A 16,909-nucleotide genomic window follows, 5' to 3' on the forward strand; every position below is an offset into this window, starting at 1 on the left:
AACTTTTTGGATTTACTTCATTTTTGTGAGCGTTTTTGTTACTTTAGTTTCTATTTAGATGTCTTGGCCTACCATTTTTCGTAACTCATCAAAAAGACCTCGCTATTTAGCGAGGTCTACATAATTATTTTAAAATAGACTAAGTTGTTTAGGCTTGTTTTCTGCAACTTTACTATCTTCTTTTTCAATTTTAAGAATCTGTCTCCCCATTCTTTCGATTAACCCAACAACTAAAGCATTGCCCATACAAAAATACCTCATTCTATCAGACATGCCTTCCGTCCAGTTATCAGGGAATCCATTAAGCCGCTCACATTCTTTAGGAGTAAGAATACGTAATCTATTTGTTTGTGGGTCTTGGACAACATGACTACTTCGATTAACGGTTCCTTCACTCGTTAACATTGTTCTTCCTGGCTTATCAAGTGAATCAGGAAATACCATCCCACCTTCGGAAAATATATATTTATGCCCAGTTGCTGATATGCGTTCAATTCTCTTAGGACCTTTTAAATATTTGTACTTTTCAATTGCGCTTTCATTTAAATAATACTTTTCTTCTACATCTTGTTCAAGAATTTCACCTAAAGTAATAAATTGTTCTACTATAGGAATTAGTTCTTCTGTATATACAACACCATTACGCATAATACCACCGTTCAAATATTTTGCTGAAAATTGGTCAGATATCTCAAGTATGTCCTTTGGTAATTCAAAAGAATTTGGTATGTGCTTTTCAGAATGAATTTCTGCAGTTGGAAATACATTAGCAAAAAAGCCCTCTTGATGAAGCATATTCCGACTTTCTATTACAGACATCCTTTCAACATAAGGTGTATCGTTACGAATTGCAAAAATAAAAACTCTACGACGACGTTGTGCTTGACCATACTCTGCTGCATTTATAACTCGCCATTCTACGGTATAGTTTAAATCGCGAAAACTCGCTAGCATAATTGAAAAGTCTCTTCCTCTTTGTTTTGAAGGAGATTTTAATAATCGATCAACATTTTCAAGTAGTACGTATCTTGGCCTAATTTCAGACACAAAACGAACAATTTCCCAAAACAAAACTCCTTTTTTCCCTTGAATTCCTTTTTCATTAGATAGGCTACGTGCAACAGAGTAATCCTGACAAGGGAAACCACCGACAAGTACTTCAATATTCATATCTCTTAAACTTTTTTCATCCACTGTTGATATATCTTCGTTAGAATGGATGCCTTTATTGTTAAAGTGACGAGTATAGCAATCAAATGCGTCCTGTGCTTTTTTTGATGGTTCCCATTGGTTCCCCCACACTACATCGAATTCTTTTGTCGCTTCAAGACCAAGACGAAACCCTCCTACACCAGCAAATAATTCTATTACTCTTAACATATTTTGAACATCCTTTCGATACATGCAGAACTAAGAAGTTTTATAGTATTTACTTGTACTAAATAACTTAAATAAGAATAGACTAGATTATTTTATAATATCATAAATCGTCTAATGTTTCATATGTCTACAGTATGCTGAAAATAAATTTACTTCTAGTATATTATACACAAAATCGAACGTATATTCTATATTAACCTTTTTATTGAAATATTTGCATATTTCATCTATCTTTTAAGTTAAAGCGCATTCTTTATTAGAGGAGTACATGAAAATGGACTATCAAACTATGGAAGAACTACTTATTAAGGCAAAAGAAGCAGAAGGAAAATCATTTAAAGAATTAGACAAATATAATCGACTCGAAAATATCAAAGCAAAAGGTGCTTTAGGTCAAGTTATTGAAGAAAGCTTTTTTGGTTACTCAATTAACTCGGCTGCTAGACCAGACTTTGATAATATTGGTGTTGAATTAAAAGTTACTCCCTTCAAAAAAAATAAAAATAAATCCTTATCAGCAAAGGAGCGACTTGTACTAAATATTATCAATTACATGGAAGAAGCTTATACTACTTTTTATTCATCTAGTTTTTGGAAGAAAAATAAGTGTCTATTGCTGATGTTTTATGAGTGGAAGCCTGATGTTAATCGTCAGAACTTCTATATACAAAAAAGTATCCTTTACCAATACCCTGAAGCTGACTTAGAAATTATTAAACAAGATTGGAAAACCATTATAGATAAAATCCGTAGTGGTAAAGCTGATGAACTGTCCGAAGGAGATACCAATTACTTAGGTGCTTGTACTAAGGGTTCGAACAAAAGCTCACTTCGACCACAACCCTTCTCCCAAACCATGGCAATGCAAAGAGCATTTTCTCTAAAACAATCATATATGACCAGCTTGGTCAGAAAATTCGTAGACCAAGAAGAATTAGTTAGTTTTGCGAAGACGGAAGAATTAAAGACAAAAACACTTGATCAACTTTTATACGAGCGCTTCTCTCCTTTCGTAAATTTAACTGACAAAGAAATTGCCACTAAAACTGGAATAGAATACAAAAATCAATCGAAATCCTTTGTCGCAAATATAATAAGTTCTTTATTAGGCATAAAGGGTACAAATCTAAATCAAATAGCTGAATTTGCAAAAGCCAATATCAAGTTTAAAACCATACGTCTTGAACCGAACGGAAAACCTCAAGAAAGTATGTCGTTTAAAAATATTGATTTCCATCAATGGACAAGTGAATCATGGGAAGATAGTTATATACGTAATTTTTTTCTCGAAACCAAATTTCTATTTGTTATATTTAAATATAAGGAAACAAAGAAACAGAACTTTAATCGTGAATTGTTCTTCGAAGGAATAAAACTGTGGAATATGCCCTTCTCTACCATCGAGAAAGAACTAAAACAAGTCTGGGAAGAAGTAAATAAATTAATAACAGAAGGCTTGAAAATTAGCTATATAAAAAAAGGTCAAAAAAAAATAGAAACAAATAATCTACCTAAAAGCTCCTTCAACGGTGTTGCTCATATTAGACCAAAAGGAAGAGATGGCACTGATAAGATTCAATTACCAAATGAACAAACGATTACTAAGCAGTGTTTTTGGTTGAATAGTAGTTATGTTGCACAGATAGTAAATGAGGACTAAATTTCATACAAACATAAAAATGCCCCTAAACTTTTAAATCTTAAGACTTTAAGTTTAGGGGTAAAAATTATTTTATTCTTCCATCTATTAAACTAATACAAATAAACACTAAATTATTCTGCTTAGATTCCGAATGTTATTGCCTTCCTATATCTTGAAATCAGATAAAAAACTATCTGTTTTGCAAATGTTACCTTTAAATCGCGCATAAATTTTGTGTTAGTGATTCCATAAAAATTCAAAATTCTTTTTTAGCTATAGTTTAAATAATGAAAGAATATCTTCTATGTCCTCAATTGGGTCAGGGGTCAGTTCCTTTCCTTCTATAGCATCGAGCATACGTTGTTCTTTTTCTTTTAAGCGTACATAGACTTTTTCATCAATTGTATTATGGACTTGATCTTCTGTATCTAACATAAAGTAATAGTATTGAGTATATTGGTTGTTTGGCAGACCTAATCGATGAATTCGGTCTCTAGATTGCAACATGTGAGTGAGATTAAATGAATACTCTAAATAAATTGCGTCATGGCAGGTCTTATGTAATGAGACAGATTCTGCCAGCGTGTGTGGATTGGTTATTAATACGTCTATTTCTTGTTTTTTAAAGCTTTCAATAATTCGATTTCGTTCTTCTTGAGGTGTAGCACCATAGATTACAGCAGCTTTAACACCTTTTGAAATTAAATCGCGATATACTTTATCAATTGTATTTACAAACATGCACCAAATAATGCATTGTTTTTGTTGCTGATGTAAATTATAGGCCAGATGTAACGCTTTATGATATTTCGTTGTTTCTTTTACTTTTCGAATAATGTTTACTTCCTCTTCTGAGAAACTAATGACATCATTTTGAAACTCTGCATACCAATCAACATTACTTTCTTCACCGTATATTTCTACTATATCAATTGCTTTAAGTAAAAGTTCTGGATTTGAAGAAGCTTGTGTTAGTCGTATATATAAATGTAATGGCGAGTGACCATATTTTTGATATAGTAAGTCAATAATCTGATGTTCTTCATAAGTAGTCGAGCATCTTAGAAGTTGGTCTTCATTTGCTTTTGGTACATTTAATTGTTTTTTAGTTGTTCTCCAAAAGAAAGGATAGAGCTTTTCATTAATATTCTTTACGAGTTGTAATGAAGGCTTTTTCAATTCATTTGGTTCGAAGCCAAAAAACATTTTATATTCTTCCATATATAAAATGTTTAAAAAGTTATAAATGTCTTGATAAGAATTTGGGATAGGTGTTCCTGTTAATGCAAATTTATAGATTGGTTTCTCAGCAATTCGTTTAGCAAATTGTGCTCTCTTACTCGTTAAACCTTTGATTTTATGTATTTCATCAAACACTAAAACTGTGCGTTCATCAATAACATCAATAAGTGCAGCTTCATACTTAGGTAACGATTCATAGTTAACTAATATCAGATTCTTTCCCATTCCGTTCAATCGCAGTTGCACTTCAGCAGCATCTTCTTCATGAATATCGAGTACCTTTAACTCTTTTTGGTCTCCAAAATTCTCTTTGAATTCAAGTTTCCAAGATAGAAAGGCGTTTTTGGGTCCAATCATAATAATTTTGTCAGCCGTATTGATTTCTTTAGAGTTCAAATAGGCAAATACCCCATAAATCATTGACGTTTTACCAGATCCAGGTACAGAAAAATTAGCAGCTTTTTTCATTTGCGTCATATAAAAAGAGCTCCACATTTGTTGTTCTCTTAAAGACCTATGAAGTTCTTTGGATACAATAGCCGAAAATTTCTTAAAATCGGTAATTATTCTACTATCATGATTTTTAATAAGAAGTGCGTATTTTGAACGTTCTTCAATCCAGTATGCATGATCATCAATATAATCTAATAATGTTTGGCTCACTATAAATTGAAATTGCTTTTTAGTTGCATACTTCTCGAGTATTGAGATAATTTTTTGCATGTCAATATATGTAAGATTATCTTTGAAATTAGGATACTCATCTTCATAGTACGGTTTTAATTTTCTAGAAATGAAAAAATCATTTGTATTGATTTGATAACCTTTCAAATTATCCTGAATAACCAATTGATTTTCCTCAATTGTTAATATGAGAGCATCCTCTGTTAGCATATCTTTGTCCACAATAATCCTTCCTTTGTCATATTTAATAATTTCTTTCTTAATAACTTCATCAATATCTTTGATGTAAATATTCATCTCTTGAGCTTTATTATTCCAAAGTTTCTCAAATTGCTTAATTGCAATTTGTATCTTTTGTTGATCAAAGGAGGAGGATAGCCATGTCGTTGTTACATCAAATGCCTCATAATTATGTTCTATTGCGGCTTGAGTTTCATTATTTGAACCAGAAAAGTAAATAATATTGTTCTCTGCATCAGTACAAATACCGAATTTTGAATGAAACAATCCCTCTTTTACAAAGCCTATTTTAATATCTACATAGCTGTTCGCAATAAGATATGCTAGATTATAGAATTGTACCTTCTCTTCTAGATTTAAAGTTTCATTTAACTTGCCTAGAAGATTATTTTGTAATTTTTTTCGTAAGTCGTAGCCAACTTTAATCAGATTAAAATCTTCATCACTAATTTGATTTGATATGATTAGGCGGAATTTACCGCCATTTTGAACTAGCCCTTGTAATCCTTTCGCGTAAGCAGCAAGAGCTTTTGCACTAAAATACCCACTAACCCTATCGTATGAAATAGTATGATACAATACAGGATTATAAAAATCTTTTGCTATATCGGATTCAGACGTATAATAGCTAGGGTGAATGAAAAGTTCCGTATACATTACATTTTCTCTTCAAATAATTTAATAGTGAATTGCACCTTGTCTAAGATTTCTTTAAAATCATTTTTGCTCTCATCATCCATGTGTGAAAGTGCTACAGAGTCAATTGCGTCAAGTAAATCAAATGCATTACTTAATAAATCTATTGGCTTGTTACGTGCTGATTCTGTTCGAGAAGCTTCAAGTTTCTTGTTAATAATCTTATTTCCTTCTTCTTTTACTTCGCTAAGATCCTTGCTTGCTTTTGCAAGATCTTGTATTGAATTAATAGGAGTACTTTGAATCGTATCATGAACCTTTTCTACAATATCTTCGTATTCATTCAAAAATTCATTTACACTTTTTGATTTAAGAATATCTTTACCAATGCTACGAATATGGCGAGTTAAATCTCCACCTGACGATGTAAAAATAGCAGTGAATAGTGTATCCTTGACAGCTTCTTTCTGATTATCACTTGTACGTTTTAAAATCGTCATAATCTCTTGTAAGGGCCCATCAAGATTTAAATCACGCGCTATATAGAATTTTCCTTTAGCATTAATAAATTCAAGGTATTCTACCATCAAAATAGCTTCTGCTTTTAGCTTTTCAACTTCTTTGTCTTTTTTATTTGTATTTGCCGCGTATTCTTTTACAGTGAATGTTTCATTTTCTACCAAATCTCGATAAACATCTACTAAATTATCAATTGGATTATAGTCAACAGGTTTTTCTTCTGCATGTTGTAAATTAAGTTCTAAACGTTTTATATCCTTTTGCGAAATCCCCTTATCTGTGTCCAATATGACAGCTTCAAAGTAGTAATCTTTACCACTCTCTTTATGTAATTCACGTAGACATGTGAAGCGACGATTTCCATCTACAATTCGTCCATTTTTTAAAACGACTCCAGCAACTCTCTGACCAAATTTATCTATATTATTTTTAGTGTTACGTAGTGCTACCGCATTAGAGTTCACAATAAATTCGTGAATTGTTTCATTATAGCTTTCAATATTGTCTAGAGACAACTGACCATGTTCATCAGTATGTCTACTAATATTTGTAGCGATACGCCCGTTTAATTCATTGTAGTATAAGTATGTTAATGGTATACGATATACTTTATAGTTCTCTGTTTTCCCCTTAATTGTTAGTTTACGTGTCCCATTTGTTTCTTGGATATCTTGCCCTATTATTCCCAATAAATCAATTTCTGTCATTGATCATAAACCTCCTCATAGTAATCTTCTTTATCAGCATAAAATCTATATAATTCTTCAGAATAATATATGTCAGTGTCTCTTAGTAAGTATACCACTTTTGATTTTTCTAATATAATGCCATATGTATTTTGGATAGTATCAAGAAAATCGTAAATATCAATTTTTCGCATTTGCAGTATTAAGTCAAATAAAAAGTTCTTAAGTGATATTGTTTCATTAGTTATCCTAAAAATATAACCTTCCGAAGTTTGAATAGTACCTATCTCATCAAATGTCCAAATTAATCGATTGTAAAAATCATTTGTAAAACCTAAGTCTTCAAGGTAATGAGAAAAACCTTTTTGTTGGAGAGCGTATAAAGTAAAATAGTCAGTACTATTAACGAATGTGAGTATCGCGTTCTTATAATTTGTGATATCATCTTTACTCATTTGTGCTTGTGAAAATTTATTATATGTCATGTAAACATCTTTTTCTACTTTGAATATGTCATGGTTCTTCTCTAAATCATATACAACTGTACCGAATGACTGAGTTCCATATATCGGAAGATGCTCGTTGTAAAAATAGTCTTTCGACAAAATCATACTTCTAAAGTATTGATCGACGCTGTTGTAATCATTTTTTAAAATATAGTTACTTCGTAACGTGTAGTCTAATTTAGATAAATTCATATTATTAATAAAATCTTCTGGAAAGTCAGTACGAATAGATTTACCTATTTTTAATACTTCTTGCACTGTATATAGCGGTTCCCTGAGTAATAAGGATAGATTAAAAATGTCGTTACTTGAAAGTAAATTATAATCTAATTTAATCATGTCCCCATCAATGTATTTATGCAACTGAGATAATATAAAGCTTCTTGTAGAATCTGCACGAATTCCCCAAACCTCTTCTACAAATTCTAAAAGTTCATCAAGTTCTACAGGAGCATATTCTCTAAATAAGAGAAGAAGAAAGTCCTTTTTAGTTATATGGCCAACCGAAAATTCTGGCATTCTAGTATAATTTACATCATCTTTTTGCACCTGTAATTTATATAAGTTGTGCAACTCATATTCGGTTCTAATATCAATTTCTTCCATTAAATCCTGATTTTCTTTAAAGATTTTTCTCATACTATATATACCAGGTTCCAACTGTAGAAGAGAATTTAATGTATACAATATACCAGGAGTAATAATATCGAAATCATAATATCTATAGGCATTACTGTTACCTCTAATAATATTTGGACATCGATTACTTAGCCCTCTAATAGAAACCTCATCGCTAAGAAGTGAAGAAGGAAGATTCCGCTTTATTATGTATTCATTAAATTTATCTAATATCATTGAATCATTCAAGGCATTTAATGCATAGAAAGGAATTATTTCTTCAAAAATGTTATTTTTTGATAATTCTTTAATATCACCCTTTCTATCAATAAAGCAGTTATAATGACGTAAGATAATCTTACGCTGTGCATCATTGAATCTACTATTAAAAATTTCGTCTAATAATGATTTTTTACCTCGCTTATATTTTAAATCTAAGTATAAGTACACATACCCTTCTTCGTTGTATAGAGTACAGAACAGGCTATTGCTTATATTAAATTTTTCAAAAACAGCTGAATATTTAATATCTTCTTCGAATGTAGGATTATTATTTAATATACGATTTAATATATTGTAGATACCTTGTCTCGAATATTGATGATTCTCAGCTAATTCCGTAGCAGATACCCCACTCAAGAAAGATATAAAAATCTCTTTATTTACAAAATCTTTTTTCATATATTCTGCAAGATGAGGATATTGTCTTATAATAACGCCTTGTGAATCACACTTTATATATTTTTTATCATGAAATTCTTTAATAATCTTATCTAATGTGTCATTTTCTAATGTATATGGAACTTCTTTTAGAATCTCATTAAACGTTGTTGAGGCTTTGGATGACATTGAGGAGAGAATGTCTTCTACATTTTGTTTGACCAGATTATATGGTACATTACCTTTTTTTAATTCGAATGTATTGTAAGCAGCTTGTATTTTGTTAAAAGTAGACTGTTTATTTGCACCATTCTTCTCATTAAATACTTCGAGCGTCAAATTAGGTATGTCTGAATAGGCAATATTTAAGTTGATTAAGTTGTCTATAATGTTTGGGGAAAGACCTACATGTGCTAGTTGAGCTACACATTCTTTTTCGTAATTGAAATTAGCATCATCTAAAATTTTCATGATGTCATAATATAGTTTAGGCTTTTTATTAATCATGGGATGTACTTTTTCAGCATGAGATAGAAAGTCTTTAATCGTAATTTCTTGATTTACTAAGTTTCTAATTTGATTCAATGAGATTCCATGATTATACAGCATATAAAGGTCATACATAACCATCACTTCCTACGAATTATAAACATATTGATAATACATTTCTTTAGTATGAAAAATTTTTTGAAGTTCTTTAGCATAGTATAAATCAGATGATTTTGCAAAATTAATAGCATTCTCATAACTTAAATTAATTTGCCATTTAGTTTTAATTTTCGCCACAAAATCATCAATACTAATATATGGCTCATTTTTTGATATTAAATATTCAAAAAAGGTAGTATTTGAAACCTCAGATTTTGTTTTTATAAATATTATTATATTTTTTGCTAGTTTTAAATATTTTAAACGCCCTGGGCGTTTTAAAATACTTTCATAAAATATATTGTCAAATCCGCAATCTTCTAAATCATGATAAAATCCATTTTCTCTTAATGATTTAAGTGTAAAGAAAGTATAAGATTTAACACTTTGTTCAACTGCACATTTATAAGATACTAATTTATCTTTAGTCACATTAGCCCTCTTAAGACAGGTGTCCGTAATGAACATATTTTCTTCTATTTTTAATAGTTTATAAGCGTTTTCGAAATTATCTATCTTTCTTCTAACAAAAGGAGTTTGAAATAACGGATTTTCAGGAACCTCAAAGTAATCATTTTTAAAGATTATATTTTCAAAATATTCATTGGCATCTTTTAGTGAGTTAGAAATAATAAAATGTGTATCAATTTTATATCCTATAGTTTTTAATAAATTATTATTAATATCAAAAGTTGTAAAAGTAAGTAGGACTTTCTTTACTAATGTAAAAAATTCTTCTATTGTATAAATTAATCTGTCTAATAAAGATTCTAATATAATTAGTTCATTACTTGAAAATCTTTGTTCATTGATAGTTGTTGAAACACTCCTTCTATTAATTGCAGAAAGATCATGTAATATTTCCCCAATATAACTACTATTTAGCCAATAAGCTTGTTTTGTAATAAATTGTCCATCTGGTAATTCTATAGTATCATTACTATCTTTGGCTTTAGGACGTATATGAGCGACTGGATTGTCACTAATACAAGGTAGATTATTTTGAATAGTAACTCTGTTACCAACAAGTCTTTCAGTAAATTCTATACCATTAGTAACAATTCTTTTCGTATCAGCCCACATTTTTTGGACTTCACAGTCCAGTGTTTGTTGAGGCATTTTCCAAATTTTTATCCCTTTAAAATATAAAACAATAGATTCATGAATTTGTTTATATTGAAAAACTACAAATAAAAAAATTGTGGTATCAAATTTTCTTCTTAAATAGCTATTTTGCCATTCTTCATCTACAAGATTGATAAATTTTATTTGATCAAAAGACATAGATTCTTTAGGTTTACCATTTACTTGTAATCTAATGGTTTTGATTGAGAGTTGCAATGGTTTTAAATCTTCAGCTAGTTGTTTTTTATCGAAATTTTTGTAATGTAACATTTTATTTACTAGAGTAACAATAGATAGCTTTGTAGAAATAAGTTCTGGATTTATTCCCACTTTGTACGCTATGTCTTCAAAAGATAGACCTATCAAATCACTTATTGAATTTCTTATTACAGATTCAATTTCTTTTAAATCTAATGTCATATAATCACCTGTATATACAAATGTTTATTATTTTGTTCAGTATTATCATATAAATTAATTCTAACATAACTATATTCTAATTAAAAGATAGCTCAATTGGTACTAAAGCGGGAAGAAAGGAGATAATTATCCCCTTTCTCCCCGCTACAAACACTTAGGCATAATCATAGAAGAGCTACTTTTTAGATGTCTTTATTCATTTTTCACAAAAACTTATCACATAGGTTTTCATGTATATTTTGTTTTTTCAAGCTGATTCCTAAAATTTTCATGTAAAATCCTGTATCGATTCCGCTAAGTTCACCGATGTCCTCTTGAAAGCTTTCAAACACTTGGATGATCGCATCGCTAAATTCTACTTCCTCCGTACAGCCGTCCTCTTCCAGCTCACTTAGTTTCGTAATGCCTGATCCGATTATTTTTTCATCTTTTAAGCTGTGAAGTTGTTCATACATATGATGGGCGATGCGAGCTGCCTTTCGCATTTTCCAAGCGCTTCGCACCATTTTCTCATAATGAAAAAAATTTGCGGTCGTTGGGACGCTTTCAATCATGCTGACAAGAAACGAAATGCCGCCGATTTGTTCTAAAAAGGATGGCCCCATTTTTTCACTAAGCGTAACAAGGTCAACGGGTCCCCCTTCTTCTTCCATCTGTTTCATCATCCGGAAAATTGCTTGGTGAACAGCGGAAGTAAAGTGCTCCTCCGTTAAGCGACACTCCTTTAGCAAATCGTCCTCAAGCATAATGGAACCTAGCACCGATTGCTCCGCCTCTATGCTCTGAATACTCATTGCTCTATACCCTGTTCCTTCAGAAATTCACGCAGCTCTTCATCCGATAGGGCATGCTTCTTCCACTGTTCTTGTTTCTCCAGTAGTTGCTCCGTTGTATTTTCTATGTATAAGGCTGAAACCTGTTTCTTCGTTCGAAATTTTTCCTGATCCTCCTCTGTATCACTTACTCTCTGATACCCCTTTGCATGCCAATCTCGTAATATTCCTTTTACGTACGCAAGCGATCGTTTGTTATTTTCAAAGGCAATTTGAAGGGCTTTTAATACAAGCTCCTCCGATAGGTCATCGATCCACGCACTTAGCTCCTGCGCTGCATAAGGTGATATACTGCTAAAATGTTGTTCATAAAACGTAAAGACGTTGCCCGCTGGATTTTCGTTTGTTTCTACATTGGTTTCTGCACTATTTATCTCGGCATCGTCCGCCAGTTCAGAGGCTTCCGGTACTTTTTCATTCGTACTGCCAAAATGGGCAAGAAGTAACGGTATGCTTAACTCCTCTTCTATACATTTTTCTAAAAACATATGTAAGAACGTCTTGCTTTTCACACTTTTCAACTCGCGAAGCACACACTTTTCCACATTTGTGTTTGTAATTGGGTTGTATCGTAACCAGTTCGGCATATAGATTTCCTTTGTTTCCGAATCATACAGCACTTTTCCATACTCAATAAAACGCTGAAGCAGCTTGTCCACCGTTTCTCGGTTATATCCCGTCTCCATCTCCGCCAACCGTTTTGGCAAGGGAAAAATTCCGCACTGCGTCGTTTTCGTACATGTCAGTAAATATAGATAAAAATATCTCTCTTCCGGAGTCAATTCCAATACAAAAGCATCTTGCCAAAAATTCACCTGCACAAGCCGGTATACCGCCATCTTCCTTCCTCCCATCCTAAGTAGACTCAAAATGGTCCCTCTACTTTACAAATAAAGACAAAACGAAAGAAAGTGGGAATTTTTTTGCGAATTTTTTAACGATGCGAAAATGATTATGTGCTTGTTTTTATTTTGTATTGTACTGATTTATTACTTGGAAGGGGGTTGCAAGGGGGTATGGAGGGGGTTCGAAGTCTATTAAAATTTTATGAGCCGTTTTATGACCTTTTCGTGTATCCTCATCAGATGAATAAGAAAGATGAATTTGATAATCCTCGACCACTTCTTTTAACAGATTTAACCGTTCTTTGACAGAGGGTACTTGTGCGACTTTTGGTTCCTTTTCAATCACTTCAATTAGCTTTTCGCAGTAAGTCACTTCATCTTTTACTTCGTAATCTTCTTATTATAAACAGTTGAAAGTTTGATTTTCTCAAACTTTCAACTGCCTAATTAAGAGCAGTCCTGAGAGTGAACATGATTACGAAATCGTTTGTAAAATTTTTACGATTCTGTTTTCAAAATCAGAAATGTCTACCTTATCCAGATAGTCGGGTCCTAGCAATTGATACTGTTTCATTTTATAAAAATCCATAATCGCTTGTTTTAAGGTGACATCATACTGAATCGAAAATGATGGCTCCATGAAGCGTCTCAGCACAGCATCGTCTTGAACCATAAACAGTACCGCATTCAATCTGTTGAAAACCTTCTGATTCATCCCAGATTCAAAAAAAGTTTGTAAATTTTTATTTCGATTTTGTAGGGCAGCTGCAAGATTCTCAAAATGGTACGGATAAAATTCTTTGAGATCCTCTAAGAACAAATCAGATATATAAGTGACACAGATCAAAGATTGTAAAAATGTTAATTCAAAGCGCTCGACATAAGTGATGGAATCGTCTTTGACAACGGTGTCTGCCCCTTGCAAATAATTAATGTAATAATCTACAACCTTCTGGATGATTTCATCTTTGGATGAGAAGTATTTATAGAGTGTCACTTTGCTGATATCCATATATTTTGCGATATCGTCAATTTTCAGTTGGCTGAATTTGATTCTTCTTATAACAGGCTTTATTTTCTCGATATATTGTTCAACGCTTACGGGTTTTCTCATGAAATGAAACCTCCTTTTAGTACTCATAAATCATATTATATCGGATTAGTCGTCATAACAAACACTTTTTATTAAATTTAATAACTTAACCTTTTTTATAAATTTAGTTCAATTTGTTAAATAAATGGTTTATAATGGTTATTGAAACATCCTAAATTGAATATCCAAGGGAGGAAAAAAAATGAAAAATATGCGTGTTTTCGTAACAGGAGCGACTGGTTTCATCGGTTCCGCCGTTGTCCGTGAACTCATTGATGTCGGGCATCAGGTCGTTGGGCTTGCCCGCTCGAACAAGGCTGCCGAAGCATTGGAGGCTGCCGGTGCCGACGTGCTTCTCGGCTCCCTCGACGACCTCGACAGCCTTCGAAGCGGAGCCTCCGAGGCGGACGGGGTCATTCACCTGGCCTTCAAACACGACTTCTTGGACTTTGCGGCAGCTGCCGAGAGCGACAGTCTTGCGATCGAGGCGATTGGAACGGCGCTCGAGGGCACAGGGAAGCCACTCGTGGTCACCTCGGGAACATTGATGCTTTCACCGGGGAGACTTGGAACGGAAGAAGACGCGTCGATTCAGTCTACACCCCGGCGCTCCGAGGAGGCGGCGATCGCGCTGGCTGGTCGCGGGGTGCGATCATCGGTTGTCCGTCTCGCACCGTCTGTACATGGCCAGGGTGATCATGGTTTCGTTCCGGCCCTTATCAGCATCGCGCATGAAAAAGGCATTTCGGCATATGTGGGTGAAGGACGCAACCACTGGCCAGCGGTACATCGGCTTGATGCAGCACGTCTCTTCAGGCTGGCGCTTGAAAAGGGGGCAGCAGGAGCTATTTATCACGGGGTCGCCGACGAAGGTGTACCATTCCGAGACATTGCTGGCGTCATTGGTAGACACTTGAACCTACCGGTGCTCAGCATTTCCCGCGAGGAGGCAGACGCTCACTTCGGGTGGCTTTCCTTCGCAGCGTCGACTGACAACCCGGCGTCGAGCGCACTAACCCAGGATCGCTTGGGATGGCGGCCAATACATCCCGCCTTAATCCCCGACCTCGAACAGGGGCACTACTTCAATAGCTGAAGATATCCGATCCGGGTTACGAAGAAGTCGCTCGATTCTGCCGATTATATAGGCTTCAGACTCATTTAAGCAATATATTGATTGGGTGGTTGAAGGTGACAACACCATTGAGCTGAAGCTTGAAATGATGAAAAATCCCAAACAAGCAGTTCTAAAAGAAATTTCATTAATGTTGGAATTTGCTCCTCCAGCTGTGAATACTGATCTAGACGCAGGTCTGAATATGACTGGAGGACCATTAGATGCATTTGCAGAGGGAATTTTCAAAGGATTAGCAGAGGGTAAAAAGGAAATAGGATATGGAACTTCTGTGGATTGCTTACGTATATCACGGGACGATAGTTGTTTTAATAGGTCATATCGGGGAAAATACAGCAAAACTCGCCTCAGGTATTTTTGGCGAGTTTTCTTTTTTTATTTATCCATTCCTGCCCCGTTACTTTAAGCGAAAAATTTCACAAACTCTTTACTGATACCAATTTACTTTAAATATCTTATTCCACAATCTGCCTCTTTAATGGATCAACTTTTGCACAAATAAGGTTCTCTCTTTTAAAAACAAAAGCCTGTCCATAATCCTGGATAGCTTTCTAAGATAATCTATTTACAAAATAAAAAGGACCTATCTCTATAAGTCCTGTTCCTTGGTACAAGCCCCACCTACGCTGTATACCTTTGACAGCCACGCGTGCCATCCAACCTAATACTATCATAACAGAAAACATTTAGATCTTGTTGGTTAGTCCTTCGTCAAATCCTGCTATTCACATGTCGAAACATGACGCAACAAAAAAAAGGAACACACCAAAAGAATTTTACTGAAGTAGGCATAAAAAAGGAAAGGGTTTCCCCCTCTAACTTTTCACACAAATATATATCAATCATCGCACTGCGTCGTCTTCGATTACGTCAACAAATACAAATAACAACAACATTCCTCCGTTTTAGGCTAAAAACGCTTTCTTTCAATAAGTCACCTTGAATCTAAGTACATTCCCATAACAAGTGCATAGGATAATTTTATAAACTGTGAAAGGATTGAGAAAAATGTACTATGTTCCTTATATGTATCCATATCAATATCCTTATTATGTCAATGGTTCAATGTATAACTATGGAAGACAGTCTGATTACTGGTCTTTTTCTAATGAGCTAGAGTATGCAAACAGATTTAATTCTTTTCGCTCTTCAAACGGTGATGGACGTATTTTGTTAACAGATTATGGTCCAAAATCATTAGCCGTTAATATCAATGAAGCAGCGAAGCAAAATAATACGTATCGTACTGCTTTATGGACAGGACCACATTTACAAGTTACTTTGATGAGTCTCAATGTTGGCGAAGATATCGGTTTAGAAATTCATCCTAACGTTGATCAATTCTTACGTATTGAACAAGGCCAGGGGATTGTTCAAATGGGTAAGAGTAAAGATAACTTAAACTTTAAACAATATGTCCAAGATGATTTTGCAATAATGATACCTGCTGGAACATGGCATAATCTAACCAATACAGGTAATATTCCGCTAAAACTTTACTCGATATATGCTCCTCCTAACCATCCATTTGGTACTGTCCACGTTACCAAAGCAGCTGCATTGGCTTCTGTAGAAGACCACGGTCATAGCAATGGAGATACAGTCATTTCTGGCAAGACTCCAGATGAATGGATACAGCACACGGAATATTTAGTAACTAAAGGATTAGAAGATGTTAAAAGAGGAATAAATGCTACACATATTCTTCAAGAATTTATTCTAATGGGCGTTCTTGTAGGGAAAGGGTATTCTCCTGAAAAAGCATATGAAACAGTAGAAGAATGGGAACGTACTGGAGAATCCAAACTTCTTCAGAAAAGCAAAAATATGTAGTATAGAAATAGAGAATATAAAAAACGTATTTTGATCAAATTTTTTTCAAAACACGCTTTTTCTTTTTGTTCTATTATCAAGGTTATTAGTATCAATTAGCAAGAGACCTTACGAATAGAGGATCCATTGGATTCTAATTGGACCATTAAGAAAAATAGCGAAGG

The 16,909-nt window shown here is 33.6% G+C and carries 12 protein-coding genes and 1 pseudogene; 5 read left to right on the forward strand and 8 right to left on the reverse strand.

Translation table 11 applies throughout. The features are described from left to right. Positions 1 to 129 precede the first annotated feature (129 nt). On the reverse strand, positions 130 to 1,380 hold the full coding sequence (gene dcm / locus ACAN53_RS10305) for a DNA (cytosine-5-)-methyltransferase (RefSeq protein ID WP_379969627.1): 1,251 nt from the start codon (positions 1,378 to 1,380) through the stop codon (positions 130 to 132). Positions 1,381 to 1,654: 274 nt separating this feature from the next. Between dcm and ACAN53_RS10310 the strand changes: the two genes are divergently transcribed. Beyond that, positions 1,655 to 3,040, forward strand: a complete 1,386-nt coding sequence (locus tag ACAN53_RS10310; protein WP_379969629.1) for a Sau3AI family type II restriction endonuclease — start codon at positions 1,655 to 1,657, stop codon at positions 3,038 to 3,040. A 255-nt stretch (positions 3,041 to 3,295) separates the two neighbouring features. Here the strand turns inward: ACAN53_RS10310 and ACAN53_RS10315 are convergent, their stop codons facing one another. The 6 genes from ACAN53_RS10315 to ACAN53_RS10340 form a co-directional block, all read right to left on the reverse strand. After that, the gene (locus ACAN53_RS10315; RefSeq protein ID WP_379969631.1) at positions 3,296 to 5,845 is read right to left on the reverse strand and encodes an SNF2-related protein; all 2,550 of its coding nucleotides are present in this window, start codon (positions 5,843 to 5,845) and stop codon (positions 3,296 to 3,298) included. After that, entirely contained in the window at positions 5,845 to 7,050 is a 1,206-nt protein-coding gene (locus ACAN53_RS10320) for a hypothetical protein (RefSeq protein ID WP_379969633.1), read from the reverse strand. The genes ACAN53_RS10315 and ACAN53_RS10320 overlap by 1 nt, the downstream gene beginning before the upstream one ends. Next, a complete protein-coding gene (locus ACAN53_RS10325; RefSeq protein ID WP_379969635.1) occupies positions 7,047 to 9,437 on the reverse strand; it encodes a hypothetical protein in 2,391 nt (796 codons plus the stop codon). Before ACAN53_RS10325 ends, ACAN53_RS10320 begins: the two co-directional genes overlap by 4 nt. A gap of 12 nt (positions 9,438 to 9,449) precedes the next feature. Next, the gene (locus tag ACAN53_RS10330) at positions 9,450 to 11,006 is read right to left on the reverse strand and encodes a MutH/Sau3AI family endonuclease (RefSeq protein WP_379969637.1); all 1,557 of its coding nucleotides are present in this window, start codon (positions 11,004 to 11,006) and stop codon (positions 9,450 to 9,452) included. A 203-nt stretch (positions 11,007 to 11,209) separates the two neighbouring features. Beyond that, positions 11,210 to 11,800 (reverse strand): DnaB-like helicase N-terminal domain-containing protein, encoded by a 591-nt coding sequence (locus ACAN53_RS10335; protein ID WP_379969639.1) that lies wholly within the window; start codon positions 11,798 to 11,800, stop codon positions 11,210 to 11,212. Beyond that, positions 11,797 to 12,678, reverse strand: coding sequence for a DnaD domain-containing protein (locus ACAN53_RS10340; protein WP_379969641.1), 882 nt, complete (start codon positions 12,676 to 12,678; stop codon positions 11,797 to 11,799). Before ACAN53_RS10340 ends, ACAN53_RS10335 begins: the two co-directional genes overlap by 4 nt. A 177-nt stretch (positions 12,679 to 12,855) precedes the next feature. On the opposite strand from ACAN53_RS10340, the gene ACAN53_RS10345 reads away from it, so the two are divergent. After that, the gene (locus ACAN53_RS10345) at positions 12,856 to 12,990 is read left to right on the forward strand and encodes a hypothetical protein (protein WP_379969643.1); all 135 of its coding nucleotides are present in this window, start codon (positions 12,856 to 12,858) and stop codon (positions 12,988 to 12,990) included. Positions 12,991 to 13,159: 169 nt separating this feature from the next. On the opposite strand, the gene ACAN53_RS10350 is transcribed toward ACAN53_RS10345, so the two are convergent. After that, on the reverse strand, positions 13,160 to 13,798 hold the full coding sequence (locus ACAN53_RS10350) for a TetR/AcrR family transcriptional regulator (RefSeq protein WP_379969645.1): 639 nt from the start codon (positions 13,796 to 13,798) through the stop codon (positions 13,160 to 13,162). Positions 13,799 to 13,988: 190 nt separating this feature from the next. Here ACAN53_RS10350 and ACAN53_RS10355 point away from each other — a divergent pair, with 190 nt between their 5' ends. From ACAN53_RS10355 to ACAN53_RS10365, 3 genes and pseudogenes are all read left to right on the forward strand, one after another. Beyond that, positions 13,989 to 14,873 (forward strand): SDR family oxidoreductase, encoded by an 885-nt coding sequence (locus ACAN53_RS10355; RefSeq protein WP_379970305.1) that lies wholly within the window; start codon positions 13,989 to 13,991, stop codon positions 14,871 to 14,873. A 169-nt stretch (positions 14,874 to 15,042) separates the two neighbouring features. Further along, positions 15,043 to 15,318: pseudogene (locus tag ACAN53_RS10360) on the forward strand (hypothetical protein); the annotation flags it as partial. Positions 15,319 to 15,920: 602 nt separating this feature from the next. Further along, positions 15,921 to 16,745 carry a cupin domain-containing protein gene (locus ACAN53_RS10365; protein ID WP_379969647.1) on the forward strand — a complete coding sequence of 275 codons (825 nt, stop codon included), beginning with the start codon at positions 15,921 to 15,923 and terminating at the stop codon, positions 16,743 to 16,745. Positions 16,746 to 16,909 lie beyond the last annotated feature (164 nt).

This window comes from Ectobacillus soli (genome assembly GCF_042610425.1).
Lineage (GTDB): Bacteria > Bacillota > Bacilli > Bacillales > Bacillaceae_G > Ectobacillus.